Annotated in this window: 26 protein-coding genes; 15 read left to right on the top strand and 11 right to left on the bottom strand. The window is 69.3% G+C overall.

The window, feature by feature from the left end; all coding sequences use genetic code 11:
* Positions 1-26 precede the first annotated feature (26 nt).
* The 5 genes from def to CLU95_RS13960 are packed head-to-tail and all read left to right on the top strand — an operon-like array spanning position 27 to position 3,070.
* Complete coding sequence (gene def / locus CLU95_RS13980) at positions 27-548, top strand: peptide deformylase (RefSeq protein ID WP_099793982.1); 522 nt, start codon at positions 27-29, stop codon at positions 546-548.
* Positions 545-1,039: a hypothetical protein gene (locus CLU95_RS13975; RefSeq protein ID WP_099793980.1), complete on the top strand. Its 495-nt coding sequence runs from the start codon at positions 545-547 to the stop codon at positions 1,037-1,039. Before def ends, CLU95_RS13975 begins: the two co-directional genes overlap by 4 nt.
* Positions 1,036-1,992, top strand: coding sequence for a methionyl-tRNA formyltransferase (gene fmt / locus CLU95_RS13970; RefSeq protein WP_099793979.1), 957 nt, complete (start codon positions 1,036-1,038; stop codon positions 1,990-1,992). Before CLU95_RS13975 ends, fmt begins: the two co-directional genes overlap by 4 nt.
* Positions 1,992-2,732: an AzlC family ABC transporter permease gene (locus CLU95_RS13965; protein WP_099793977.1), complete on the top strand. Its 741-nt coding sequence runs from the start codon at positions 1,992-1,994 to the stop codon at positions 2,730-2,732. The genes fmt and CLU95_RS13965 overlap by 1 nt, the downstream gene beginning before the upstream one ends.
* On the top strand, positions 2,729-3,070 hold the full coding sequence (locus CLU95_RS13960) for an AzlD domain-containing protein (RefSeq protein ID WP_099793975.1): 342 nt from the start codon (positions 2,729-2,731) through the stop codon (positions 3,068-3,070). Before CLU95_RS13965 ends, CLU95_RS13960 begins: the two co-directional genes overlap by 4 nt.
* Before the next feature lie 10 nt (positions 3,071-3,080).
* Here CLU95_RS13960 and CLU95_RS13955 read toward each other — a convergent pair whose 3' ends face one another.
* From CLU95_RS13955 to CLU95_RS13930, 6 genes are read right to left on the bottom strand one after another with little or no spacing between them, the layout of a single operon-like run.
* A complete protein-coding gene (locus CLU95_RS13955) occupies positions 3,081-4,055 on the bottom strand; it encodes a Bug family tripartite tricarboxylate transporter substrate binding protein (RefSeq protein WP_099793973.1) in 975 nt (324 codons plus the stop codon).
* 46 nt (positions 4,056-4,101) lie between these two features.
* Complete coding sequence (locus tag CLU95_RS13950) at positions 4,102-5,067, bottom strand: MBL fold metallo-hydrolase (RefSeq protein WP_099793971.1); 966 nt, start codon at positions 5,065-5,067, stop codon at positions 4,102-4,104.
* Complete coding sequence (locus CLU95_RS13945; RefSeq protein ID WP_099793969.1) at positions 5,064-5,282, bottom strand: DUF2783 domain-containing protein; 219 nt, start codon at positions 5,280-5,282, stop codon at positions 5,064-5,066. The genes CLU95_RS13950 and CLU95_RS13945 overlap by 4 nt, the downstream gene beginning before the upstream one ends.
* Positions 5,279-6,934 (bottom strand): FAD-dependent oxidoreductase, encoded by a 1,656-nt coding sequence (locus CLU95_RS13940; protein ID WP_099797296.1) that lies wholly within the window; start codon positions 6,932-6,934, stop codon positions 5,279-5,281. The genes CLU95_RS13945 and CLU95_RS13940 overlap by 4 nt, the downstream gene beginning before the upstream one ends.
* Before the next feature lie 11 nt (positions 6,935-6,945).
* On the bottom strand, positions 6,946-8,067 hold the full coding sequence (locus CLU95_RS13935; RefSeq protein ID WP_099793967.1) for an alpha/beta hydrolase: 1,122 nt from the start codon (positions 8,065-8,067) through the stop codon (positions 6,946-6,948).
* Positions 8,060-8,614 (bottom strand): VOC family protein, encoded by a 555-nt coding sequence (locus CLU95_RS13930; protein ID WP_099793965.1) that lies wholly within the window; start codon positions 8,612-8,614, stop codon positions 8,060-8,062. The genes CLU95_RS13935 and CLU95_RS13930 overlap by 8 nt, the downstream gene beginning before the upstream one ends.
* Before the next feature lie 89 nt (positions 8,615-8,703).
* Here CLU95_RS13930 and CLU95_RS13925 point away from each other — a divergent pair, with 89 nt between their 5' ends.
* The 3 genes from CLU95_RS13925 (at position 8,704) to pyk (ending at position 12,452) form a co-directional block, all read left to right on the top strand.
* On the top strand, positions 8,704-9,612 hold the full coding sequence (locus CLU95_RS13925; protein ID WP_099793963.1) for a LysR family transcriptional regulator: 909 nt from the start codon (positions 8,704-8,706) through the stop codon (positions 9,610-9,612).
* Between the two features lie 92 nt (positions 9,613-9,704).
* Positions 9,705-10,898, top strand: a complete 1,194-nt coding sequence (locus tag CLU95_RS13920; RefSeq protein ID WP_099797294.1) for a phosphoglycerate kinase — start codon at positions 9,705-9,707, stop codon at positions 10,896-10,898.
* 105 nt (positions 10,899-11,003) lie between these two features.
* A complete protein-coding gene (gene pyk, locus CLU95_RS13915; RefSeq protein ID WP_099793961.1) occupies positions 11,004-12,452 on the top strand; it encodes a pyruvate kinase in 1,449 nt (482 codons plus the stop codon).
* A gap of 60 nt (positions 12,453-12,512) precedes the next feature.
* Here the strand turns inward: pyk and CLU95_RS13910 are convergent, their stop codons facing one another.
* Entirely contained in the window at positions 12,513-13,529 is a 1,017-nt protein-coding gene (locus tag CLU95_RS13910) for a 1-aminocyclopropane-1-carboxylate deaminase (RefSeq protein ID WP_099793959.1), read from the bottom strand.
* A gap of 135 nt (positions 13,530-13,664) precedes the next feature.
* Between CLU95_RS13910 and CLU95_RS13905 the strand changes: the two genes are divergently transcribed.
* From CLU95_RS13905 to CLU95_RS13890, 4 genes are all read left to right on the top strand, one after another.
* Positions 13,665-14,150 carry an Lrp/AsnC family transcriptional regulator gene (locus CLU95_RS13905; RefSeq protein ID WP_099793957.1) on the top strand — a complete coding sequence of 162 codons (486 nt, stop codon included), beginning with the start codon at positions 13,665-13,667 and terminating at the stop codon, positions 14,148-14,150.
* Between the two features lie 35 nt (positions 14,151-14,185).
* Positions 14,186-15,070, top strand: coding sequence for an alpha/beta hydrolase (locus CLU95_RS13900; protein WP_099793955.1), 885 nt, complete (start codon positions 14,186-14,188; stop codon positions 15,068-15,070).
* Positions 15,071-15,164: 94 nt separating this feature from the next.
* Positions 15,165-16,229 carry a class II fructose-bisphosphate aldolase gene (fba, locus tag CLU95_RS13895; protein WP_099793953.1) on the top strand — a complete coding sequence of 355 codons (1,065 nt, stop codon included), beginning with the start codon at positions 15,165-15,167 and terminating at the stop codon, positions 16,227-16,229.
* 100 nt (positions 16,230-16,329) lie between these two features.
* Positions 16,330-17,238, top strand: a complete 909-nt coding sequence (locus CLU95_RS13890) for a phosphoribosylaminoimidazolesuccinocarboxamide synthase (protein ID WP_099793951.1) — start codon at positions 16,330-16,332, stop codon at positions 17,236-17,238.
* 12 nt (positions 17,239-17,250) lie between these two features.
* On the opposite strand, the gene CLU95_RS13885 is transcribed toward CLU95_RS13890, so the two are convergent.
* The 4 genes from CLU95_RS13885 to CLU95_RS13870 all read right to left on the bottom strand — a co-directional run bounded on the left by CLU95_RS13885 (position 17,251) and on the right by CLU95_RS13870 (position 20,484).
* Positions 17,251-17,694, bottom strand: a complete 444-nt coding sequence (locus CLU95_RS13885) for an META domain-containing protein (protein WP_099793949.1) — start codon at positions 17,692-17,694, stop codon at positions 17,251-17,253.
* Positions 17,695-17,799: 105 nt separating this feature from the next.
* Entirely contained in the window at positions 17,800-19,089 is a 1,290-nt protein-coding gene (locus CLU95_RS13880) for a type II toxin-antitoxin system HipA family toxin (RefSeq protein WP_099797293.1), read from the bottom strand.
* Positions 19,090-19,130: 41 nt separating this feature from the next.
* The gene (locus CLU95_RS13875) at positions 19,131-19,439 is read right to left on the bottom strand and encodes a helix-turn-helix domain-containing protein (protein ID WP_099793947.1); all 309 of its coding nucleotides are present in this window, start codon (positions 19,437-19,439) and stop codon (positions 19,131-19,133) included.
* Between the two features lie 124 nt (positions 19,440-19,563).
* Positions 19,564-20,484: a tetratricopeptide repeat protein gene (locus CLU95_RS13870; RefSeq protein ID WP_099793945.1), complete on the bottom strand. Its 921-nt coding sequence runs from the start codon at positions 20,482-20,484 to the stop codon at positions 19,564-19,566.
* Positions 20,485-20,520: 36 nt separating this feature from the next.
* Here CLU95_RS13870 and purE point away from each other — a divergent pair, with 36 nt between their 5' ends.
* From purE to CLU95_RS13855, 3 genes are read left to right on the top strand one after another with little or no spacing between them, the layout of a single operon-like run.
* On the top strand, positions 20,521-21,075 hold the full coding sequence (gene purE / locus CLU95_RS13865; RefSeq protein WP_099793943.1) for a 5-(carboxyamino)imidazole ribonucleotide mutase: 555 nt from the start codon (positions 20,521-20,523) through the stop codon (positions 21,073-21,075).
* The gene (locus tag CLU95_RS13860) at positions 21,072-22,277 is read left to right on the top strand and encodes a 5-(carboxyamino)imidazole ribonucleotide synthase (RefSeq protein WP_099793941.1); all 1,206 of its coding nucleotides are present in this window, start codon (positions 21,072-21,074) and stop codon (positions 22,275-22,277) included. Before purE ends, CLU95_RS13860 begins: the two co-directional genes overlap by 4 nt.
* Positions 22,274-23,275, top strand: coding sequence for an L-threonylcarbamoyladenylate synthase (locus CLU95_RS13855; RefSeq protein ID WP_099793939.1), 1,002 nt, complete (start codon positions 22,274-22,276; stop codon positions 23,273-23,275). Before CLU95_RS13860 ends, CLU95_RS13855 begins: the two co-directional genes overlap by 4 nt.
* The last annotated feature ends 16 nt before the right edge of the window (positions 23,276-23,291 follow it).

The raw sequence follows: 23,291 nt of genomic DNA, 5'->3' as shown, positions 1-23,291 counted from the left end.
AATAGCCACAACTTCCCCCCGATTTCATGGCCAAACGAATCATTCTGAGTTACCCCGACAAGCGCCTGCACACGGTGGCCAAGCCGGTGCAGGGCGTGGACGCGCGCATCAAGACGCTGGTGGCCGACATGCTGGAAACGATGTACGACGCGAGCGGCATCGGCCTGGCCGCGACCCAGATCGACGTGCACGAGCGCGTGGTCGTGATCGACGTCTCCGAAGAGCGCAACGAGCCGATCGTGCTCATCAACCCCGAAATCACCTGGGCCAGCGACGAAAAAGTGCTCAACGAAGAGGGCTGCCTCTCGGTGCCCGGCATCTACGACGGCGTGATGCGCTCCACCTCGGTGAAGGTCCAGGCGCTCGACGCCGACGGCAACAGCCACACGATCGAGGCCGACGGCCTGCTGGCCGTGTGCATCCAGCACGAGCTTGACCACCTCCTGGGCAAGGTGTTCGTCGAATACCTGTCGCCACTCAAGCGCAACCGCATCAAGAGCAAGCTCCTCAAGCAACGGCGCGAGGACATGAAAGACGCACGGGTATGAGTCAACGGGCTGCGAGCGCGTTGGCTGCCGCCGGACTGTTGTTCCTGGCGGGTTGCGTCAGCGAACCCACGCGCATCCAGCCCGGCACCTCCGCCGCCGACACCCTGCAGCGCCTGGGCGCGCCCACGGGCCGCTACCCGCTCAACGGCGGTGGCGAGCGGCTGCAGTACTCGCGCATGCCGGCGGGCTTCGAGGTGGTCGACATCGACCTCGACGCGTCCGGCAAGGTCGTCTCGGTGACCCAGGTGCTGAGCGAAGCGCGCTTCGGCCACGACATCCAGGTCGACCGCTGGCGCCAGAACGAGGTGCTGGCCTTCTACGGCAAGCCCTACGAAATCAGCCGCGTCAGCTCCTTTGACGGCGCCGTCTGGACCTGGCGCTACAAGGCCGTCAACGAGCGCCGCATGCTCTATATCTACATCGACCCCACTGGCGTGGTGCGTCGGTACCACACGGGGGATGACCTCGAATTCGAACGGAACCGGGATTGAGCGCGTTGAAAGTCGTTTTTGCGGGCACGCCCGAGTTCGCGCGCGTCGCCCTGGAGGCCATTGCCGCCGCCGGCCATGACATCGTTGGCGTGATGAGCCAGCCCGACCGGCCCGCCGGTCGCGGCATGAAGCTGCAGGCCTCGCCCGTCAAGCAGTGCGCCGTTGCCAACCACTGGCCCGTGGCGCAGCCGCGCAGCCTGCGGCTCGACGGCAAGTACCCCGACGAGGCCACCGCCGCGCGCGACACGCTGCTGGCGTGGCAGCCCGACGTGATGGTGGTCGCGGCCTACGGGCTGATCCTGCCGCAGTGGGTGCTCGACCTGCCGCTGCACGGCTGCCTCAACATCCACGCCAGCCTGCTGCCGCGCTGGCGCGGCGCGGCGCCGATCCACCGCGCCATCGAGGCCGGCGACACGCAGACCGGCATCACCATCATGCAGATGGACGCGGGCCTGGACACCGGCGACATGCTGCTGCGCGAGTCGGTCGACATTGCCCCCGACGACAACACCGCCCGCCTGCACGACCGGCTGGCCGCGCTCGGCGGCCGCATGGTGGTCGAGGCGCTGGCGCAGATCGGGCAACTGGTTCGCACGCCGCAGCCCACCGAAGGCATCACCTACGCCCACAAGGTCGAGAAGCACGAAGCGCTGATCGACTGGACGCAGCCGGCCGCTGCCATCGTGCGCCGTGTCCTGGCCTTCGATCCGTTTCCCGGCGCCAACAGCCCGCTCGGCGGCGAAACCGTCAAGCTCTGGGCTGCGCACGTGGCAACCGGCCATACGGGGGCCGCGCCCGGCACCATCGTCTCGGCCGACGCCACTGGCGTCGCCGTGGCGGCGTCGGATGCGACCGTGGTGCTCACCGAACTGCAACGCCCGGGCGGCAAGCGCCTGCCCGCGGCCGACTTCCTGCGTGGCTTCGACCTGAAGCCCGGCCAGGTCTTCGGCTGATGTTTCTCTCGCCCACGCTGCGCCGCCAGCCCGAGTTCCGCACCGGCATGCGCGACATGGCCTCGGCCGCGCTCGGCATCGGCGCTTGGGGCCTGATGACCGGCGTGGCCATGGTCAAGTCGGACATGAGCGTGCTCGAGGCCGTGGCGATGACCCTGTTCGTCTACGCCGGCAGCTCGCAGCTCGCCGCCATCCCGCTGCTGGCCGCGGGCGCGCCGGCCTGGGTGATCCTGGCGACGGGCTTTTGCGTCAACCTGCGCTTCGTGGTGTTCAGCCTGCACCTGCGGCCCTACCTCATGCACATGCCGCGCTGGCGCCGTCTGCTGCACGGCTACCTGACGGCCGACCTGAGCTACGCGCTCTTCACGAAGCAGTACACGGCCCCACCGACGACGCCCGCCGAGCGGCTGTCGCAAGAGGCCTACCTCACCGGCAACTACTTCGTGACCTGGTGCGCGTGGATGGGCATGAGCCTGCTGGGCATTGCGCTGGCCAACCTCATTCCGCAGACCTGGGGCCTGGGCTTTGCCGGCGTGCTGAGCCTGGTGGCCATCGTCTGCTCGATGGCGACGACGCGGCTGCGCGTGCTGGCCGCGCTCATCGCGGGCGCCACGGCGGTCGCGGCCTATGCGCTGCCGCTCAAGCTCAACATCGTGGTCGCGATCGGCGTGGCGGTGCTGCTGTGCTTCTGGCTCGAAAAGCAGTTCGGGCTCGACCCCGACGCGGAGGACGACAAATGAGCGGCAGCGGCACCGACTGGTGGACCCTGGCCGTGATCGTCGGCCTTGCCGGCATCACCGTGCTCACGCGCTGCTTCTTCTTCATCCTCGACCGGCCCTGGGGCCTGCCTGAGTGGGCGCACCGCGCGCTGCACTACGCGCCGGCCGCCGCGCTGGCCGGCGTGATCGCCCCCGAGATCGTGATGACCCAGGGCCACCTGATCACCACGCTGCACGACGCCCGCCTCTACGCGGCGGTCGTCGGCGGCGCCTACTACTTCTGGCGGCGCGGCGTGCTCGGCACGATGCTGGCCGGCATGGCGGTCTACCTGCCCCTGCACCTCGGCCTGGGCTGGTGACCGGATTCGATCAATCGAGTTTCACGCCCGCGGTCTTGATGATGTTCCCCCAGCGCTCGCTCTCCGCGCGCGCGAGCTTGTAGAAGTCCTGCGGCGTGCCGGGCAGCGCCTCGAAGCCGAACTCCGAGAACAGCTTCACCACCTTCGGTGCCTTCATCGCCTTGTGCAGCTCGGTGTTGATGCGCGCCACGGCCTCGGGCGGCATGCCGGCCGGGCCGATCAGGCCGTGGAAGGCGTAGGCGTTGACGTCGCTGAAGCCGGCTTCGACGAAGGTCGGCACCTCGGGCAGGGCGCTGGCGCGCTGCGGCAGCGCAATGGCCAGCACGCGCACCTTGCCCGACTTGATGATCGGCAGGCCCGAGGCCAGGTCGAGCATCATCGTCGGCACCTGACCGCCCATCACGTCGGTCATGGCGGGCGCGGCGCCCTTGTACGGCACGTGCGTGATCGTGAGGCCGGCCTTCTGCTTGAACAGCTCCATCGCCATGTGGTGCGGCGAGCCGTTGCCGGGTGAGGCGTAGCTCACCTTCTCGGGGTTGGCCTTCACGTAGCGCACGAACTCCGCCACGTTCTTCGCGGGAAAGTCGGGGTGCACGACCAGCGCCACGGGAAAGCGTCCGATGGTGCCGATGTAGGTGAAGTCGGTCGCCGGCTTGTAGGGCAGCTTGGCGAACATGTGCTCGTTGAACAGCAGCGCCGCGTTCTCGGCCTGCATGATCGTGTAGCCGTCGGGCTTGGCCTGCATCATCACGGACACGCCGATGTTGGTCGACGCGCCGGGGCGGTTGTCGATGATCAGCGGCTGGCCGAGCGACGGCTGCATGGCCTCGGCCAGTGCGCGTGCAAGGTTGTCGGTGCCGCCGCCGGCCACGTAGGGCACGATCCATTTCACGGGCTGGCTCGGGTAGGCCGCCGGCTGCGCCGACGCGAAGGGGCTGGTGGCGAGCGCAAGGGCTGCGGCCAGCAGGGGAAGGAAGCGTTTCATCGTTTTTGTCTCCGTTGCTTTGTTGAAAAAATCAGTGAAGGTCGGCTCAGGTCCCGCGCAGGACCTGCCAGAGTTCCTGGTCGCGCTCGGCCGTCCACACGACCGGGTGCTCGATGCCGCGCAGCTCGTCATACGCGCGCGACACGTCGAACGGCAGCACGTGCTGGAACACCGGCCAGCCGCCGAAGCGCGGCGTCATGGCCGCCTCGGCGCGCGCGAAGCAGCCCTTGAGCGTGTCGCCCGCGGCGATGCCCGCGCGCACGCTGTCGAGCAGCGTCGAGAGAAAGTCCTTCGTGAGCCCGATCGCTTCGGCGCAGGCCGCTTCGCCCTGCAGCACCGCGCCGCGCCCCGGCACCAGCACGCGCGGTTGCAGCGCGCGCACCGCGTCGAGCGTGCCGGCCCAGTCGCCGATGTAGGCGTCGCCCGCGTACACGCCGCAGTGGTTCTCGACCACGTCGCCCGAGAACAGCACGCCGCAGTCGGGCAGCCAGGCCACGGTGTCGCCGCCCGAATGGCCGCGGCCCAATGCCATCAACCGCAGCGCGCGGTCGCCGCCGAGCGGCAGCGTCATCTCGCGTTCGAAGACTGTGGTCGGGAAGGTCAGGCCCGGAATCTCTTCCACGCCCGCGAACAGGCGCGGAAAGCGGCCCACCTCCGATTCGAAGTCGGCCTGGCCGCGCGTGCGGATCCAGTCGAGCGTGCCGTTGCTGGCGACGATCTCCTGCACTTCGTCGAAGGCGCTCGCGCCCATCACGCGCACCGCGTGATAGTGCGTGAGCACGATGGTGCGGATCGGCTTGTCGGTGACGCTGCGGATCGCCGCCAGAAAGTCGCGCGCCATGCGGGGCGTGGGGCGGGTGTCGATCAGCACCACGTGCTCCTCGCCGACGACGAAGCCGCAGTTGGGATCGAAGTCGCTGATGTAGCCGTAGGCGCCCGGCGCGAGTTCCTGCAGCCGGGGCTTCTGCTCCCGGGTGTCGGAGGCGGAAGCGAAAGAGACGGTAGCGGTCATGGAGGTGTTGTCGTGGTCGTGGGGATGTCTTCGTCGGCCTCGGCCGCCGCGCGGATGCACGCGAGCAGCACGGCCTGGTCGGCGCACTGGTTGGCCAGCAGCAGCACGAGGCGGGCGTTGAGGTCGGCGCTCTGCGCCTCGGTGCGGCCTTCGTGCGCGGCCAGCAGGGCGGCGTAGAAGCCGTCGGGGTCGGGGATGCGGGGCTCGGTGATCATGAGGACGAAGCGGTGAGAGCGAGCGCCGTGCGGACGGCGGCGGCGATCGTGTCGGGGGTGGCCTGCGCAAGGAGCGCAGCGCGGTAGGCGTCGGGACGCACGAGCACGAAGCCGCCCGCGTTGGTGTCGATGCCGAGGTGGCGTGCGAGCGTCTCGTCGGCCTGCAAGGTCGGCAGGCCGCTCTCACCGCCCACGGCCAGCAGGCGCAGCGGCAATCCGGCCGTGGCGTCCTGCGCCGCTTGCGCCTGCGCGCGCGTCGGTGCGAACCACAGGCCGAGGCACTGCGTGCCCTCGGCCAGCAGCTGCATCAGCGTGGTCTCGCGCCCGTCGGCCCACTGCAGCGGCAGGTTCTGCACCGTGCGCCCGCCCTCGGGCAGCTGCGGCGCGGCGGGGTAGTCGTTGGCAACCGACATGCGGCCCGTGTTGACCAGCGCACGCGCGAAGGTGTGGCGCTTGGCCAGCGCCACCACGGCGCGGCGCAGCGTGTGCTCGGCCGGCGTGCGCGGTGCAAGGAAGCGCGCCGAGCGGCTCGTGACCGTCAGATTCTCCTGCGCGGCCGGGCGGCGCTCGGCGTCGTAGCTGTCGAGCAGCGCATCGCCGGCCTGCCCTTGCGCGACCAGCGCGAGCTTCCAGCCGAGGTTGGCCGCGTCCTGGATGCCGGTGTTGCCGCCGCGCGCGCCGAAGGGGCTCACCACGTGCGCGGCGTCGCCGATGAAGCACACGCGGCCGTGGCGGAAGCGCTCGAGCAGGTGGTCGCGGTAGCCGTACGGGCCGATCCACACGAACTCGAAAGCCACGTCGGGCCCGAGCTGTTCGCGCAGCCGCGCGCCGGCCACCTCGGGGCGGCTGATCTCGGCCGGGTCGCAGTCCTCGGGCATCTGGTAGTCGATGCGCCACACACCGTCGGCCATCAGATGCTGCCACACGCCGCGGCCTTCGTTGAAGGGCGCGTCGACCCAGGTCCAGCGCTCGGTGGGCAGCGGCTTCTCGAAGCGCACGTCGGAGATGCACCAGCGGTCGGTGCTGCGCGAGGCATGCGACTCGACGCCGAGCTGCGTGCGGATCGGGCTGTTCGCGCCCGTGGCGTCGATCAGGTGGTCGGCCTCGATCGTGTAGCTGCCGGCGGGTGTCTCGATGTCGATGCGCACGCCGTCGGCCAGCGGCTCGACGCGCGTCACGCGGCTCTTCCAGCGCAGGTCGGTCACGCCGAGTTCGAGAATGCGATCGACCAGGAACCACTCGATGTAGAACTGCTGCAGGTTCACGAAGGGCGGCTGCTTCGAGACGCTCGTGGCCTGCAGGTTGAAGTTGTAGACCTCTTCGTCGCCCGAGAAGGTGCGCCCGAACGACCAGGTGATGCCCTTGGCCGCGATGCGCTCATAGATGCCCAGGCGCTCGAAGATCTCCAGGCTCTTCTGCGCGTAGCAGATGCCGCGCGACGAGGCGCCGCGCACGCCGACGGTGTCGTCTTCGTCGAGCAGCACGGCGCGCACGCCGCGTTGCGCGAGGTCGCAGGCCAGCGTGAGGCCCGAGGGGCCGGCGCCGACGATCACGACCGGGTGGCGCACGACCTGCGCGCTGCCGAGTTCGGGCGGCGGCGTGAAGGGCCAGACCGGCAGTTCGTAGGCCGGTGCGAATGCAAAGCTTTCCATGGTGTCGTGCGTCACAGCGCGTGGGCGAATTCGGCGATGGCATCCGCCGCTTGCGGGATCAGCTCGGGCTGGCCCGCCAGGTAGTGGTTGCCGCCGACGATGTCGACGTTGCGGATGCGCGCGCCGCCCGCGGCCATCCAGGCGTCGCGCGTGCTCGGGAAGGTCGACTGGTCGCCGGTGTAGGTCAGCAGCAGCTTCGGCACGGTGGTGCGCGCGAGGTTGGTGGGCCCGTCGGCCTGCGAGCGCGACGACCACTGCGAGAGGAACGCGGTCAGCGAGGTGGTGCGGCCCATCGCGTTGGCCGAATAGTTCACCTGCCGCGCATCGCCCCAGACGCTGCCGGGCAGGCGCGCGTTCGCGTCGAGCGACAGGTCGACGCAGCGCGGGTCGGCGTGCGTGCGGTAGACGACGAAGGTCTGGTCGCGCGGCGCGCCCGGCGTGCTGCGCAGCAGCGCGAGGCGGTCGAGGCACCCCTGCTCGATGCGGTCCAGCCGCGCCTTCTGTGCTGCGCTGAAGCGCGCGAGAAAGTCGGCCTCGTAGGGCACGCGGTGGCGCGGGTCGTACATGTCGAGGTCGGGGTCGACGGAGAGCGGGTCGTGCTCGTCGGTGACCGAGGGGTCGATCCAGTCGCGCATGAGCCGCGTGCGGCCCAGGTGCGCGGCGCACAGCGCGAGGCCGTCCACGGGCGGCAGATCGCTGGCGTGCAGGTGCGTCGGATCGCCGTCGGGCAGGTGCGTGGCAGTGAGCTGTTCGGCCTGCGCCTGGTAGAAGGCCGCGAGCGCCGCGCCGCCCGAGTTGCCGACCAGGAACACCTTCTCGTAGCCGGCCGCGCGCAGGTACTGCACGCCGGCGCCCAGGTCTTGAATCGCGCGCTCCATCAGCAGCACCGTGTCGTTGCCGACGAAGCGCGAGTTCAGGCCCATGCAGCAGATGCCGCGCTCGGCCAGCGGGCCGATGAGGTAGTGGCCCATGAAGTTGCTGGTCGGGTGCATCACGATGGCCGCGATCTTTTTCGGGCCCGGCGGCGCGCGGAAGGCGCCGTAGATGCGCGGGCGCAGCAACTGCAGGCCCGACTGGCTGTCCATGGCCGCACCGGGCTTCACGTCGATGACGGCAAGTTGCAGCTCAGACATGCGAAGCGCCTCCGGCGGCACGCAGCGCGGCCTTGCGCGCGGTCCACGCGTCGAGGTCGGCATGGGCGTGGCGCGCGTGCGCGTCCATCTCGGCCTGCGGCACGGTCGGCGTGGTGAGTTCCACGCGGATGCCGTTGGGGTCGAAGAAGTAGATCGACTCGATGATGTGGTGGTCGGTCACGCCCAGCACCTCGATGCCGGCGCCTTCGAGCCGCGCCTTGGCGGCCAGCAGGTCGTCCCCCGAGTCGACGCGCAGCGCGATGTGGTTCACCCATGAGGGTGTGTTGGGCGAGGGCAGCGCGGCGGTGTCGTCGCCCAGGTCGAAGAAGGCGATGTACGCGCCATCGCGCATCTGGAAAAAGATGTGCACGTAGGGGCAGTACTCGCCCGTGCTCGGCACGTGGTCGTTCTTGATGACGTGGGCCAGCGGCAAGCCCAGCAGGTCTTCGTAGAAGTGGCGGGTTTCCTCGCTGTCGCGGCAGCGCCAGGCGAAATGGTGCAGCCCGCGAATGGGGGGCGCGAACGTGGGGGCGGTCGTCGTCGGCATGCGTGTCTCCGTTGAGGCCGCGATTGGGCAATGCCGCGTCTTATGATGCAATCGAAATTAATTCATCGATTGATGAAATAACCATATATATGAACCTCACCCTGCGCCAGCTGCGCGCCTTTGCCGCCGTGGCCGAAACCGGCAGCTTCACCACCGCGGCCGGGCAGCTGCACCTCACGCAGTCGGCGCTCAGCGTGCTGGTGCGCGAGCTCGAGCGCGAGATGGGCGTGCAGCTGCTCGACCGCAACACGCGCCGCGTGCAGCTGTCGGAGGCAGGGCGCGAGTTCCTGCCGTCGGTGCACCGCCTGCTCGGCGACCTCTCGAGCGCGGTAGCCGGTGTGACCGATCTGCGTGACAAGAAGAAAGGGCTGTTGCGGCTTGCAGCGCCGCAGCTCATGGCCTGCACGCTGATGCCGCGCGTGATCGCCGCCTACCGCGAGGCGTACCCCGACGTGGACGTGCGCCTGGCCGACACGCTGCCCGAGCACCTGCTGCTGGGCGTGGCGGCCGGCGACGTCGAGCTGGCCGTGGGCCAGGACGTGGCGGTGGATGCCGCCGCCATCGAGCGCCGCACGCTGTTCCGCGACCGCCACTGGCTGATCTGCCCGCCGGGCCACGCCTTTGCCAAGCGCCGCAAGGTGCGCTGGCACGAGCTGGGGCCCTACACCTTCATCGCCCCCACGCGCGACTTTCGCCAGCGCGTGCTGCCCGAGCTGGGGCCCGAGGAGCGCGCCTTCCTGATGCGGCCCGGCACGCAGGAGGTGTCGTACATGACCACCGCGCTTGGCATGGTGGCCTCGGGGCTGGGGCTGACCGTGTGCCCGACGTACTCGGCGTCGCTGGTGCGGGCGCACGGGCTGCAGATGGTGCGGCTCGAGTCGCCCGACTTCCACCGCGAGGTGTGCGTGTACAGCGCGGCGCGGCGCTCGCTGTCGCCCGCGGCGGCGAGTTTTGTCGGCATCCTCGAGCAGTTCGCGACCGCGCAGCCGAAGGCCTGAAAAAGCATCAGCGCCCCGCAAGAGACGCGCAGGGGCGCCGGGGGGTGAAAACTACAATGCGCGCAGTCCCGTCTTTCACCATCCTCAGACCCATGAACGTCATTCGATTCACCGACCTCTGTGCGCAAGGCAAGGCCGCCGGCCAGCGCGTCTTCATCCGTGCCGACCTCAACGTGCCGCAGGATGACACCGGCCGCATCACCGAAGACACGCGCATCCGCGCCTCGGTGCCCTGCATCCAGCTGGCGCTCGACGCCGGCGCGGCCGTGATGGTCACCTCGCACCTGGGCCGCCCGACCGAAGGCGAATTCAAGCCCGAAGACTCGCTGGCCCCCGTCGCCAAGCGCCTGGGCGAGCTGCTGGGCCGTGACGTTCCGCTCGTGGCCAACTGGGTCGACGGCGTCGACGTGAAGCCCGGCCAGGTCGTGCTGCTCGAGAACTGCCGCGTCAACAAGGGCGAGAAGAAGAACGACGAAGCGCTGGCCCGCAAGCTGGCTGCGCTCACCGACATCTACGTGAACGACGCCTTCGGCACCGCCCACCGCGCCGAAGCCACCACCTACGGCATCGCCCAGTTCGCCAAGGTGGCCGCGGCCGGCCCGCTGCTGGCGGCCGAAATGGACGCCATCTCCAAGGCGCTGGCCCAGCCCAAGCGGCCGCTGGTCGCCATCGTGGCGGGCTCGAAGGTCAGCACCAAGCTCACCATCCTCAAGAGCCTGTCGGCCAACGTCGACCAGCTGATCGTCGGCGGCGGCATCGCCAACACCTTCATGCTGGCCGCGGGCCTTTCGATCGGCAAGTCGCTGGCCGAGCCCGACCTGCTCGACCAGGCCAAGGCCGTGATCGACGCCATGCGCGCGCGCGGCGCCGACGTGCCGATTCCGGTCGACGTGGTCACGGCCAAGACCTTCGCGGCCGATGCGCCCGCCACCGTCAAGGCCGCCACCGACGTGGCCGACGACGACCTGATCCTGGACATCGGCCCCAAGACCTCGGCCATCCTGGCCGCGCAGCTGCGCGAAGCCGGCACCATCGTCTGGAACGGCCCGGTCGGCGTGTTCGAGTTCGACGCCTTCGCGGGCGGCACCCAGGCCATCGCGCAGGCGATTGCCGAGAGCAGCGCCTTCTCGATCGCCGGCGGTGGCGACACCCTGGCGGCCATCGCCAAGTACGGCATCGAAAAGCAGGTCGGCTACATCTCGACCGGCGGCGGTGCCTTCCTCGAGGTGCTGGAGGGCAAGACCCTGCCGGCCTTCGAGATCCTGGCCAAGCGCGCGGCCGGCTGATTCCCCCGGCGGTCCGGCCACGGGAGGGAAACCCCCTGTGGCGCCTGACTTCCGTTCGACACACAAAGTGTATACAGTAGCGAATACAAAACGGAGACCCCCTTCATGAGCTCGGACCGCATCCCCCGCCACGCCACCAAGATCGTCGCCACCCTCGGCCCGGCCTCCAACACGCCCGAATTGCTGGAGCAGATGATCCTGGCCAAGGTCAGCGTGGTGCGGCTGAACTTCAGCCACGGCACGGCGCAAGACCACATCGATCGCGCCGCCATGGTGCGCGAAGCGGCCCGCAAGGTGGGCCGCGAAGTGGCCATCATGGCCGACCTGCAGGGCCCGAAGATCCGCGTCGGCAAGTTCGCGCAGGGCAAGATCTGGCTGGAACCGGGCGCCAAGTTCGTGCTCGACGCCTCGCGCACCGAGCTGGGCGACATCGACGCCGTGGGCCTCGACTACAAGGACCTGCCGCGCGACGTGAAGCCCGGCGACAAGCTGCTGCTGAACGACGGCCTGATCGTGCTCACGGTCGACGGCGTGCGCGGCCAGGCGGTGCACACCACCGTCAAGCTGGGCGGCGAGCTGTCGAACAACAAGGGCATCAACAAGCAGGGCGGCGGCCTCACGGCGCCCGCGCTGACCGCCAAGGACATGGAAGACATCAAGACCGCGATGAGCTTCCAGGCCGACTACGTGGCCGTGAGCTTCCCCAAGAACGCCACCGACATGGAAATGGCGCGCCAGCTGTGCAACGTGGCGGCCGCCGAGTACGGCCACAAGCCCGGCATGATCGCCAAGATCGAGCGCGCCGAAGCCATTCCGAAGCTGGAAGAAATCCTGCGTGCCAGCGACGGCATCATGGTCGCCCGCGGCGACCTGGCGGTGGAAGTCGGCAACGCCGCCGTGCCGGCGCTGCAGAAAAAGATGATCCGCATGGCGCGCGACATGGACAAGGTGGTCATCACCGCGACCCAGATGATGGAGTCGATGATCACCAACCCCGTGCCCACCCGCGCCGAGGTGAGCGACGTGGCCAACGCCGTGCTCGACGGCACCGACGCCGTGATGCTCTCCGCCGAAACCGCCTCGGGCCGCTACCCGCTCGAGACCGTGCAGGAAATGAGCCGCATCTGCGAAGCCGCCGAAGGCGCCGAAGACCAGACGCTCGACGCCGACTTCAGCGGCAAGACCTACAGCCGCATCGACCAGTCGATCGCCATGGGCGCGCTGTTCACGGCGCACCACCTGGGCGCCAAGGCCATCGTGGCGCTGACCGAGTCGGGCTCCACCATCCTGTGGATGAGCCGCCACCGCGCGCACATTCCCATGTACGCCCTGACCTCGCGCCTGTCCACGCAGCGCAAGCTGGCGCTGTACCGCAACGTGCGCCCGCTGCTGATGGACTCGCAGACCGACCGCGACACCGCGCTCGAACAGGCGGAAGCCCATCTGAAGAAGCGCGGCATCGTGCAAAGCGGTGACGTGTATGCCATCACCTGCGGCGAGCCGATGGGCGCGCCCGGCGGCACCAACATGCTGAAAATTTGCCGCGCGAGCTGAGCACATTCGCAGCAAGACAAAGGCCGGCACATGCCGGCCTTTGTCATTGCGTCGCCCCGTTCAGCCGTTGCGGAACAGGAAGCTGTAGGCGTTCAGCGCCGGCACGCCGCCCAGGTGCGCATACAGCACCTTCGAGCCCGCCGGAAACTCCCCGAGCCGCACCTTCTCGATCATCCCGTGCATCGACTTGCCCTCGTACACCGGGTCGGTCAGCATGCCTTCGAAGCGCGCGCTCAAACGAATCGCTTCGAGCGTGCCTTCGTTCGGCAGCCCGTACTCGGGCCCGCCGAAGCGGCGGTCGAGCACCACGTCTTTTTCGGTGATGTCGCGGCCCAGCTCGACCAGCTCGGCCGTGTTCTTTGCGATGCGCAGGATCTGGTCATAGGTCTGCTGCGGCTTGGCCGAGGCGTCGATGCCGATCACGCGGTCGGCGCGGCCGTCGGCCGCGAAGCCCACCACCATGCCGGCCTGCGTGCTGCCCGTGACCGAGCAGACCACGATGTAGTCGAACTTGAACCCGAGTTCGGCCTCCTGCTGGCGCACTTCTTCGGCAAATCCCACGAAGCCCAGTCCGCCGCGCGGGTGCTCGGAGCAGCCCGCCGGAATCGGGAAGGGCTTGCCGCCGGCCGCGCGCACGTCGGCCATGGCCTGTTCCCAGCTCTGGCGGATGCCGATGTCGAAGCCGGCCGCGTCCAGTCGCACATCGGCGCCGAGGATGCGCGACATCTCGATGTTGCCGACCCGGTCGTACACCGCGTCGGAGTAGTTGACCCAGTTCTCCTGCACCAGCACGCACTTCAGGCCCAGGTGCGCGGCCACCGCGGCCACCTGCCGCGTCTGGTTCGACTGGATGCCGCCGATCGACACCAGCGTGTCGTAGCCGCCTTCGAGCGCCTCGGGAATCAGGTACTCCAGCTTGCGCGTCTTGTTGCCGCCGAAGGCCAGGCCGCTGTTGCAGTCCTCGCGCTTGGCGTAGAGATCGACCTTGCCGCCGAGGTGGGCGCTCAGGCGCTTCAGCGGCTGGATCGGCGAGGGGCCGAAGGTCAGGACGTGACGGGGGAATTTCTTCAGGTTCATCGACGCAGCTCCGAGGGTTGAAGCTGTCGATCGTAGGAAGAAGGGTTTGCAATGTGCTTGCGAAGTTCGCTGGATTCGCTGCTCAAAAGAAGGCAGGATGGCCAAGAAGACAGCTTTTCATCCGACAAGGAAGCCATGAGCACAACAAAGTTGCGTGCCCCGACCGAGCTCGATCGCACCGACCGCGCGATCCTGCGCGCCCTTCAGCGCGACGCCTCGGTGTCGAACGTGGCGCTGGCCGCCAAGGTGAACCTCAGCGCACCGGCCTGCCTGCGGCGGGTCGAGCGGCTCAAGGCCGGCGGGCTCATCAAGGGCGTGGTCGCGCTGCTCGACCCCGACGCGCTCGAGGTCGGCATGCTCGTGATGATCGGCGTGGTGCTCGACCGCTCCACGCCCGACTCCTTTGCCGATTTCGAGAAGGCGGCGCAGAAGGTGTCGGGCTGCCTCGAATGCCACGTCGTCACGGGCGAATTCGACTACTTCATGCTCGTGCGCACCCGCGACAACGACAGCTTCAACCGCCTGCACGCCGAGCAGCTGCTGTACCTGCCGGGCGTGCGGCAGATCCGGACCTTCGTGGTGCTCAAGCAGGTGCTGTCGACCACACAGTTGCCCATCTGACGAAACCGGCGGCCGGCGGCGTGCGTACTGGCGCAATGACCTTGCGCCCTTTCGCCGCTGCCTTCACAGCCGTCGCTGCCCTTTCGGCCTGTGCGCCGGTCCAGGTACTCAACGGGCTGGTGCCCACCGACACCTACCGGTTCCAGGGCGGCATCGCCTACGGCAATGCGCCGCACCAGCGGCTCGATGTGTACCAGCCGTTGGCGATCGTGTCGCCGGTCCGGGGCGCCCGCCCGCTGGTGGTGTTCTTCTTCGGCGGCACCTGGAGCAGCGGTGACCGCGCCAGCTACCGCTTCGTCGGCGAGGCGCTGGCCGCGCGGGGTGCGGCGGTGGTGGTGCCCGACTACGGGCTGTCGCCCGCCTTCACCTACCCGGCGTTCGTGCGCGACAGCGCGCTGGCCGTCAAATGGGCGCTCGACAACGCCGACCGCCTGGGCGCCGACCCGAAGCAGGTCTACGTGATGGGCCACAGCTCGGGTGGCTACAACGCCGCGATGGTGGCGCTCGATGCGCGCTGGCTTGGCGAGGTGGGCGCCAGCCCGCAGCAACTCGCAGGCTGGATCGGCCTTGCCGGCCCGTACGACTTCCTGCCCATCGGCGATCCGCAGGCGCAACGCGCCTTCCGCTGGCCGGACACGCCGCGCGATTCGCAGCCGCTGGCGCACGTCAGCGCTGCGTCGCCGCCGGCGCTGCTCATGGCGGCCTCGACAGACACGCTCGTCGACCCCGACCGCAACACCCGCCGGATGGCCGACGCCCTGCGCGCCGCAGGGGTGCCGGTGGAGGTGCGGACGTTCGACAACCTGAGCCACGTCACGCTGATCGCCGCCTTCGGCAAGCCCCTGCGGTGGCTGGGCGGGCCGGTGCTGCCGCCTGTCATGGATTTCCTCGGGCTGGGGGCGGTGCCGTCCCACAGATAGGGTTGGGGGTGGCTCGGTAGAATCGGGGGAGTTTTCTCCCGACTTTCCGCCTTCTCTTTTTCCCGTCTTTTTCTATTCCCACGAGGTATTTCCCATGGCACTCGTCTCGATGCGCGAACTGCTGGACCACGCCGCCGCCAACGGCTACGGCATTCCGGCCTTCAACGTCAACAACCTCGAACAGGTCCAGGCTGTCATGGAGGCCGCCAAGGAAACCGGTGCGCCCGTCATCCTGCAAGCCAGCGCCGGCGCCCGCAAGTACGCGGGTGAAGCCTTCATCAAGCACCTGATCCAGGCCGCCATCGAGCAGTACCCGAACATCCCGCTGGTGATGCACCAGGACCACGGCCAGAGCCCGGCCATCTGCCAGGGCGCGATCGACCTGGGCTTCTCGTCCGTGATGATGGACGGCTCGCTGCACGAAGACGGCAAGACGCCCGCTTCGTTCGACTACAACGTCGACGTGACCCGCAAGGTGGTCGAACTGGCCCACAAGGTCGGCGTCACCGTCGAAGGCGAACTGGGCTGCCTGGGCTCGCTCGAAACCGGCCTGGCCGGTGAAGAAGACGGCATCGGCGCCGAAGGCGTGCTCGACCACGCCTCGCTGCTCACCGACCCCGAAGAAGCCGCCCAGTTCGTCAAGGCCACGCAACTCGACGCACTGGCCATCGCCATCGGCACCAGCCACGGCGCCTACAAGTTCACGCGCAAGCCCACGGGCGACATCCTGTCGATCCAGCGCGTGAAGGAAATCCACGCCCGCCTGCCCAACACCCACCTGGTGATGCACGGCTCGTCGTCGGTGCCGCAAGACCTGCTGGAAATCATCCGCAAGTACGGCGGCAACATGAAGGAAACCTACGGCGTGCCCGTCGAGGAAATCCAGGAAGCCATCAAGTACGGCGTGCGCAAGATCAACATCGACACCGACATCCGCCTGGCGATGACCGGCGCCGTGCGCAAGTTCCTGGCCGAGAACCCCGAGAAGTTCGACGCCCGCGAGTGGCTCAAGCCCGCGCGCGAAGCCGCCAAGCAGATCTGCAAGCAGCGCTACATCGAGTTCGGCTGCGAAGGCCAGGGCGCCAAGATCAAGGGCGACACGCTGCAGGTCGTCGCTGCCAAGTACGCCAAGGGCGACCTGGCGCAGCAAGTCATCTAACGAAGACAGACTGCGCGCCGCAGGCCACCGCTCGCGGTGGCTTTTTTCTGCGCGCACAATCCGCTTTTCCCGTCACCGTTTCCCAGCCGAGCATCCGTCCATGACCACCGTTCACACCTCCTCCATCCAGAGCCTGCCCCTGCTTGCGCGCGGCAAGGTGCGCGACAACTACGCCGTCGGCGAAGACCGCATCCTGATGGTCGCGAGCGACCGGCTCAGCGCCTTCGACGTGATCATGGGCGAGCCCATCCCCGGCAAGGGCGAGATCCTCACCAAGATGGCGCTGTGGTGGTTCGACCGCCTGGGCGCGCTGTGCCCCAACCACCTGACGGGCGAAGCGCCCGAGAGCGTGGTCCAGTCCGACGAGGTGGCGCAGGTCACGGGCCGCTCGATGCTGGTCAAGCGCCTGCGCCCGATCCCGGTCGAAGCCGTGGTACGCGGCTACCTGGCCGGCAGCGGCTGGAAGGAATACCAGGACAACCGCGCGGTCTGCGGCGTGCCGCTGCCCGAGGGCCTGACCAACGCGAGCAAGCTGCCGCGCCCGATCTTCACGCCCGCCGCCAAGGCTGCGGCCGGCGAGCACGACGAGAACATCAGCTACGAGCGCGTGGTCGAGATCGTCGGCCCCAAGCTGGCCCAGCAGATCCGCGAGATCAGCATCGCCATCTACGAAGCGGCGGCCCAGATCGCGCTCACCAAGGGCATGATCATTGCCGACACCAAGTTCGAGTTCGGCCTGGACGAGAACGACGCGCTGGTGCTGATGGACGAAGTGCTCACGCCCGACAGCTCGCGCTACTGGCCGGTCGAGGGCTACGAAGCCGCGCTGGCCGCCGGCACCAACCCGCCGAGCTACGACAAGCAGTTCGTGCGCGACTGGCTCGAAGCCACCAAGATCAACGGCAAGCCCTGGGACAAGACGCCCCCGGCGCCGCGCCTGCCGGCCGAAGTCATCGAAAAGACGGCCGCCAAGTACCGTGAGGCGCTGGACCGCCTCACCCACGGCTGATCTGTTTTTTTCCTAGCGGTTGCCGCTGCTGAGCAGCGCGACCGTGCGGCCGCCCGCATCGAGCAGCGCGAGCCGCCCCGGCGCCAGCCGATAGCTAGCCGTGCTCTGCAGCGCCGACAGGAACTGCGCCTCGTTGGCGCCGCGCACCGGGTCGGCGCAGGCCATGCGCGTCGCGGCCATCTGGCCGAGCTTGAGCGACACGCCCGCGCGCGTGAACGACCCCGTGACGCGGTTGCAGCCGCCCGACCCACTGACCCGTCCGCTGTTGCGGTCGAACTGCAGCTGGGCATCGCCGCCCGGCGCGATGGGCTCGTCGCCCAGTTGCACCAGGCGCCACACCGGCCCTTCGATCGGCTCGTCGAGGCTGATGCCGCTGCCGCAACCGGTCAGGGCGGTCAGCAGCAGCGCGGCCGAGGCAATGGCGGAAAGCGCGGTACGGCGGGCGAAGGAACGCATGGCCAATTTTCCTTTTCAATCTGCAACAAGTTAAAACCGGCGCCATCGTATGCGACGCCGTGACCGGTGCGAAGACAGGCCCGTCGGCGCGTCCGGGCTTCTTCTTCAGGCCGCCAGTGCCGCGAGCGCCACGCCACCCGCGAGGCGCGCCTCGACACAGCGGCGCACGCTGGCGGGCGTGCCGTCCTGCGCCAGCAGCGCGGGCCACTCGGCCTGGGCCTGGCGCACGGTGTCGCGCGCAATGGCCATCAAGCGCGCCGGCCGCAGCAGCCCGGCCGCGCGCAGCAGCGCCTCCAGCGCGGGCCCGTCGAAAGCGCGCAGCGTGGTGTCGATGGCGCGGTTGACGCCGTAGTCGCGCGCCGGCACGTCCTCGAAGAAGGCGGCCACGCAGACCGGGTCGTACAGCGGCGCGAGCACTGGCGCCACGCCGTCGGGGTAGCGCAGGGCCCAGTTCTTCAGGTGCGCGTCGCTGTTGCCCAGCAGGATGAAGGCGACCAGTCGGCGCACGCACTCGCGCACGTCGGCCACCGGGTTCGGCGACAGGCGGTCGAGCACGCGCAGCATGGCGGGCCAGTCGGTGGCCAGCCCGCGGCCGTACTTCTGGCGCGGCTCGTACTGCAGCACCTGCGCGAACTCTTCCATGTGAATGCGCCCGCCCTCGGGCGTGCGGTCGAAGCGGCGCACCGCCAGGATCTGCGCGAAGGGCACCTGCTCGGGCAGGTCGGCGTCGGCGCGGTCGATCACGTGGGCCTGCGCGCAGTCGAGGCCGAGCGCGCCGCACAGGCGGTAGCCGGTGTATTCGTTGGCGACCAGGTCGGGGTGGCGCGTGCTCGGCAGCTTGAGGATGAACGAGCCCGCCGCGCCGTGGCGCTTGACCACGTAGCGCCGCCCGTCCTGCACCGCCGAAAACTTGGTCACCACGCCGGGAATGGCGGCGGCGTCTTCCACCGGCATCTCGACAAAGCCGGGTTCGAGCACATCGAGCCCCAGCGCCGTGTGCCAGTGGCGCACGGTGTCGGGAATGCCTTCGGACGTGGGCACGGGCTCGACCTCGAGCGCGCCCATCAGGTCGTGGCCGGCGGCGGCCAGCAGCTCGAACTCGTCGTCGGCCGCGCAGCCGCGCTGCTGCGCCAGGCGCTCGCGGTTGTGGCCCTCGGGCAGCAGGTTCTGGAAGTAGCTGGGCCAGCGGCCGTCGCTGCGCGACACGCGGGTGTCGCGCGCCGACGCCAGGATGGCGCGCGTGGCCGCCTCGTCGGCGCCGCGGTAGGCCAGCGACAGCGTGGGCCGGCCCGGGTCGGCGATGTAGGCCTCGTCGAAGGACACACGCAGGATGTCGCCGTACTGCGAGAGGTAACCGATGGCGCGCCGCCCGCCGTCAGGTGCGTGCAAATACATCCGCAGGTAGCGGATGCCGGTGTTGAAGACGGCGCGCGTGCTCACCGGCCCTCGTCAGCCAGGCTCTGCGCGATGGACGGCGGCGCGCCCACGCCCGCCGGCTGGCCAAGCAGGCGACCGCCCGAGCGCACGAAGTCTTCGAGCTGCGGGCGCAGGCTGGCGGGCACGGGCATGAGTTCGAGCCCCAGCACGCGCGCCATTTCGAGCAGCGTCGACAGGCGCGGATCGATCTGGCCGCTTTCGATGCGCTGCACCGTCATGCGCGACAGTCCGGCGCGCGTGGCCAGCGCCTCCTGGCTCAGGCCGCCGGCCTTGCGGGCCTTTTCGAGTTCTTCAGTGAGTTGGAGCATTGCAATGCGCTTTTATCGGAAATTGAGTAGCAATGCTATCTATATGAGGCGACGGCGGCAATAAAAAAGCGACCCACGGGTCGCTTTCTTGTTCAATTGCGCACTGAAAGGCGCAATGCGTCGTTCAGCTCAGCACGACGCTGCTCAGGCGGCGGCGGTACGTGGCCACGACCGGATCGTCCGGCGGAATCTGCCCGTCGGCGACCTTCACCTTCGGCGGCTCGATCACGTCGAGGATCGCGATGTAGGTCTTGCGCGCGAGGTCTTCGCTCCAGCTCTTGTCGCGCATGAGGATGTCGAGCAGCTCGTCCATCGCGTCGGTCCAGCGCTGGGCGGCCATCAGCAGGCGGGCGCGGCCGAAGCGGGCGTCGAAGTCGCGCTTGCTGACGGCAATCTTGTCGTCGAAATCGCCCAAAGTCGGCGCGGAGCCTGTGACCGGTGCTGCGAAATCGATGGCGTCCATCCAGCGCTGCAGCGAGTCGAAGCGGCGCACCAGCGTGGTCTTGGCGATCACCGGGGCAAAGGCGACCTTGGCGTCGTCGGTGCGGCCTTCCTGCAGCAACAGCTTGATGTAGTCGAAGCGCGCGTCGTCGTTGGCCGGGTCGGTGGCCACGGCGTGCTGCAGCTTCTCGAGCGCGCCCAGGGTGTCGCCCTCGGCCAGCGCGTCCTGCGCGGCGGCTTCTTCCGAGGCGGCTTCGGCCTCATCGGCGCCCGGCACGTGCTTGTCGAGGAATTCGCGGATCTTCTCGGCGGGAATGGCGCCCACGAAGCCGTCGACCGGCTGGCCGTCCTTGAACATCACGCAGAACGGGATGCTGCGCACACCGAACATTTCGGACAGCTGCGACGAAATCTGCGGCACCTTGTCGGCGTCGAGCTTGGCCAGCGTGAAGCGGCCGGCGTATTCGGTTTCGAGTTTTTCGAGCACCGGGCCGAGCTGTTTGCAGGGGCCGCACCATTCGGCCCAGATGTCGAGCAGCACCGGCGTGGCGACGGAGCCTTCGACCAGCTCGGACTGGAAATTTTCGAGAGTGATGTCGATCATCGGGAACAGCTGGGGGTGAAACGTAAAATTGAAACCATGAACGAAACCATTCAGGTCGGTGTAGTGATGGGCTCGAACTCCGATTGGGAGACGATGCGCCATGCGGTCGAGATTCTCCAGCAATTCGGAATCAGCCACGAAGCGAAGGTGGTCTCGGCCCACCGGATGCCCGATGCGCTGTTTGCGTACGCCGAAAGCGCCGCCGGGCGCGGGCTCACGGCGATCGTCGCCGGGGCGGGCGGCGCGGCCCATCTGCCGGGCATGCTGGCCTCCAAAACCACGGTGCCGGTGCTCGGCGTGCCGGTGGCCAGCCGCCACCTGCAGGGCGTCGATTCCCTCTACAGCATCGTGCAGATGCCCAAGGGCGTGCCCGTGGCCACCTTTGCCATCGGCACCGCCGGCGCGGCCAACGCGGCGCTGTTCGCGGTGGCGATGCTGGCGGTGAACAACCCCGCACTGCGCGCCAGGCTCGACGCCTTCCGCACGGCCCAGACCGCTGCCGCCGAGGCCATGGTGCTGCCGCCGCCCGAAGCGGGCGCGGCGGTGTCGCCCGTGTCACCGTTTTCGCCGCAAGGCGGGGGTGCGCTGTGAGCGGCGTCACCGGCCATTCGGGCCATGCCGGCGATTTGCCCATCCTCCCGGGCGCCACGCTCGGCGTGCTCGGCGGCGGCCAGCTCGGGCGCATGTTCGCGCACGCGGCCCAGCGCATGGGCTACTTCACCGCGGTGCTCGACCCCGACGCCGACAGCCCCGCCGGCCGCGTGAGCCACCACCACATCCACACCGACTACGCCGACGTCGACGGCCTCGCCCGCCTCGCCGGCCTGGCCGACGCGGTGACGACCGAGTTCGAGAACGTGCCCGCGCCCTCGCTGGAGCACCTGGCGGTGGCGCGGCCGGTGTCGCCTGCCGCCTCGGCCATCGCCATCGCGCAGGACCGCATCACCGAGAAGGCGCACTTCACGCGCTGCGGCGTGCCGTGCGCGCCCTATGCCGTCATCGAGACCGCGGAGCAACTGGCCGCCGTCGACGACCAACTGCTGCCCGGCATCCTCAAGACCGCCCGCCTGGGCTACGACGGCAAGGGCCAGCAGCGCGTGAAGACGCGCGCCGAGCTGGTCGAGGCCTGGCAGGCCGCGGGCTGCGTGCCCTGCGTGCTCGAGAAGATGCTGGCGCTCGAGTTCGAGTGCTCGGTGATCCTGGCGCGCGGCCGTGACGGCCAGATCGTGCACTTCCCGCCGCAGCGCAACCTGCACCGCGACGGCATCCTCGCCGTGACCGAGGTGCATCCGCAGAACATGCCCAAGACCGTGGCGCAGGGCGCGGTCAATTCCGCCAAGAGCATCGCCAGCGGCCTGGACTACGTGGGCGTGCTGTGCGTCGAGTTCTTCGCGCTGGCCGACGGCTCGCTGGTGGTGAACGAAATGGCACCGCGCCCGCACAACAGCGGCCACTACACGATGGAAGCCTGCGACGTGTCTCAGTTCGAGCTGCAGGTGCGCACCCTGGCCGGCCTGCCGCTGACCGCGCCGCGCCAGCACAGCCCCGCCGTCATGCTCAACCTGCTGGGCGACCTGTGGTTTCCGGACGGCGCGGCCGACGGCAAGCCGGTGTCGCCGCGCTGGAGCGAAGTGCTTGCCGTGCCCGGCGTCCATCTGCACCTGTACGGCAAGCTGGCACCGCGCCGCGGCCGCAAGATGGGCCACCTGACCCTCACCGGCGCCACGCTCGAGAGCGTGCGCGCCAACGCCTCGCAGGCCGCGCTGCTGCTGGGCCTGCCGGCGCTCGCATGATCCTCGACGGCCAAGCGCCCGACGCCATCGCCGAGGCCGCGCGCGTGCTGCGCGCGGGCGGGCTGGTCGCCTTTCCGACCGAGACCGTCTACGGCCTGGGCGCCGATGCCAGCAGCGACACCGCCGTGGCCGGCATCTTCGCGGCCAAGGGCCGGCCGGCCGACCATCCGCTGATCGTCCACGTGGCGGCGGGCGCCAAGGGCGCGCAGGCGCTGTCGCGCTTTGCCCAGCCGCTGCCGCCTTTCGCGCAGAAGCTCGTGCAGGCCTTCTGGCCCGGCCCGCTCACGCTGATCGTCACGCGCCAGCCCGGCGTGGGCGCGGCGGCGGCCGGCGGGCAGGACACCATCGGCCTGCGCTGCCCCGCGCACCCGGTGGCGCAGGCGCTGCTCGAAGCCTGCGCCGAGCAGGGCGTGCCCGGCCTGGCGGGGCCGAGCGCCAACCGCTTCGGCCGCGTCAGCCCGACCACGGCGCAGCACGTGCACGACGAGTTCGGCGACGCGCTGCTGGTGATCGACGGCGGTGCCTGCGAAGTGGGCATCGAATCGACCATCGTCGACTGCAGCCGCGGCGCCCCGGTGCTGCTGCGGCCCGGCCTCATCACGCGGGCGCAGATCGAGGCCGCCGCCGGCGAGCCATTGCGCGACCGCGAGGTGCTCGACACGCCCGATCCGCGCGCCTCGGGCACGCTGGAGGCGCACTACGCGCCCGATGCCAAGGTGCGGCTGATGGACCCCAAGGCGATCCAGACCGGTCTCGATGTGCTTGGCGCCAATGCCGCGCACATCGCCGTGTGGACGCGCAGCAATGTGCGCAGCCGCTCGCAGCGCGTGCTGCTGCGGCGCATGCCCGACGACGCTGCTGCCGCCGCGCAGCAGCTGTTCGCGGTGCTGCGCGAGTTCGACGCGCAGGGCGTGAAGCTGATCTGGATCGAGACGCCGCCCGACACGCCCGAGTGGGAAGGCGTCAAGGACCGCTTGCAGCGCGCTGCAGCGGCCTGATCAACGCCTCCCAGGC

It is taken from the genome of Variovorax sp. 54, from assembly GCF_002754375.1.
GTDB lineage: Bacteria > Pseudomonadota > Gammaproteobacteria > Burkholderiales > Burkholderiaceae_C > Variovorax.
The sequence above is the reverse complement of the archived record's forward strand: the minus strand, read 5'-3'. Positions and strand labels throughout refer to the sequence as shown.

Coding starts and splice junctions, on each gene's coding strand:
- def (WP_099793982.1), top strand. CDS start 27: ATGGCCAAACGAATCATTCTGAGTTACCCCGACAAGCGCCTGCACACG.
- CLU95_RS13975 (WP_099793980.1), top strand. CDS start 545: ATGAGTCAACGGGCTGCGAGCGCGTTGGCTGCCGCCGGACTGTTGTTC.
- CLU95_RS13965 (WP_099793977.1), top strand. CDS start 1,992: ATGTTTCTCTCGCCCACGCTGCGCCGCCAGCCCGAGTTCCGCACCGGC.
- CLU95_RS13960 (WP_099793975.1), top strand. CDS start 2,729: ATGAGCGGCAGCGGCACCGACTGGTGGACCCTGGCCGTGATCGTCGGC.
- CLU95_RS13955 (WP_099793973.1), bottom strand. CDS start 4,055: ATGAAACGCTTCCTTCCCCTGCTGGCCGCAGCCCTTGCGCTCGCCACC.
- CLU95_RS13950 (WP_099793971.1), bottom strand. CDS start 5,067: ATGACCGCTACCGTCTCTTTCGCTTCCGCCTCCGACACCCGGGAGCAG.
- CLU95_RS13945 (WP_099793969.1), bottom strand. CDS start 5,282: ATGATCACCGAGCCCCGCATCCCCGACCCCGACGGCTTCTACGCCGCC.
- CLU95_RS13940 (WP_099797296.1), bottom strand. CDS start 6,934: ATGGAAAGCTTTGCATTCGCACCGGCCTACGAACTGCCGGTCTGGCCC.
- CLU95_RS13935 (WP_099793967.1), bottom strand. CDS start 8,067: ATGTCTGAGCTGCAACTTGCCGTCATCGACGTGAAGCCCGGTGCGGCC.
- CLU95_RS13930 (WP_099793965.1), bottom strand. CDS start 8,614: ATGCCGACGACGACCGCCCCCACGTTCGCGCCCCCCATTCGCGGGCTG.
- CLU95_RS13925 (WP_099793963.1), top strand. CDS start 8,704: ATGAACCTCACCCTGCGCCAGCTGCGCGCCTTTGCCGCCGTGGCCGAA.
- CLU95_RS13920 (WP_099797294.1), top strand. CDS start 9,705: ATGAACGTCATTCGATTCACCGACCTCTGTGCGCAAGGCAAGGCCGCC.
- pyk (WP_099793961.1), top strand. CDS start 11,004: ATGAGCTCGGACCGCATCCCCCGCCACGCCACCAAGATCGTCGCCACC.
- CLU95_RS13910 (WP_099793959.1), bottom strand. CDS start 13,529: ATGAACCTGAAGAAATTCCCCCGTCACGTCCTGACCTTCGGCCCCTCG.
- CLU95_RS13905 (WP_099793957.1), top strand. CDS start 13,665: ATGAGCACAACAAAGTTGCGTGCCCCGACCGAGCTCGATCGCACCGAC.
- CLU95_RS13900 (WP_099793955.1), top strand. CDS start 14,186: ATGACCTTGCGCCCTTTCGCCGCTGCCTTCACAGCCGTCGCTGCCCTT.
- fba (WP_099793953.1), top strand. CDS start 15,165: ATGGCACTCGTCTCGATGCGCGAACTGCTGGACCACGCCGCCGCCAAC.
- CLU95_RS13890 (WP_099793951.1), top strand. CDS start 16,330: ATGACCACCGTTCACACCTCCTCCATCCAGAGCCTGCCCCTGCTTGCG.
- CLU95_RS13885 (WP_099793949.1), bottom strand. CDS start 17,694: ATGCGTTCCTTCGCCCGCCGTACCGCGCTTTCCGCCATTGCCTCGGCC.
- CLU95_RS13880 (WP_099797293.1), bottom strand. CDS start 19,089: ATGTATTTGCACGCACCTGACGGCGGGCGGCGCGCCATCGGTTACCTC.
- CLU95_RS13875 (WP_099793947.1), bottom strand. CDS start 19,439: ATGCTCCAACTCACTGAAGAACTCGAAAAGGCCCGCAAGGCCGGCGGC.
- CLU95_RS13870 (WP_099793945.1), bottom strand. CDS start 20,484: ATGATCGACATCACTCTCGAAAATTTCCAGTCCGAGCTGGTCGAAGGC.
- purE (WP_099793943.1), top strand. CDS start 20,521: ATGAACGAAACCATTCAGGTCGGTGTAGTGATGGGCTCGAACTCCGAT.
- CLU95_RS13855 (WP_099793939.1), top strand. CDS start 22,274: ATGATCCTCGACGGCCAAGCGCCCGACGCCATCGCCGAGGCCGCGCGC.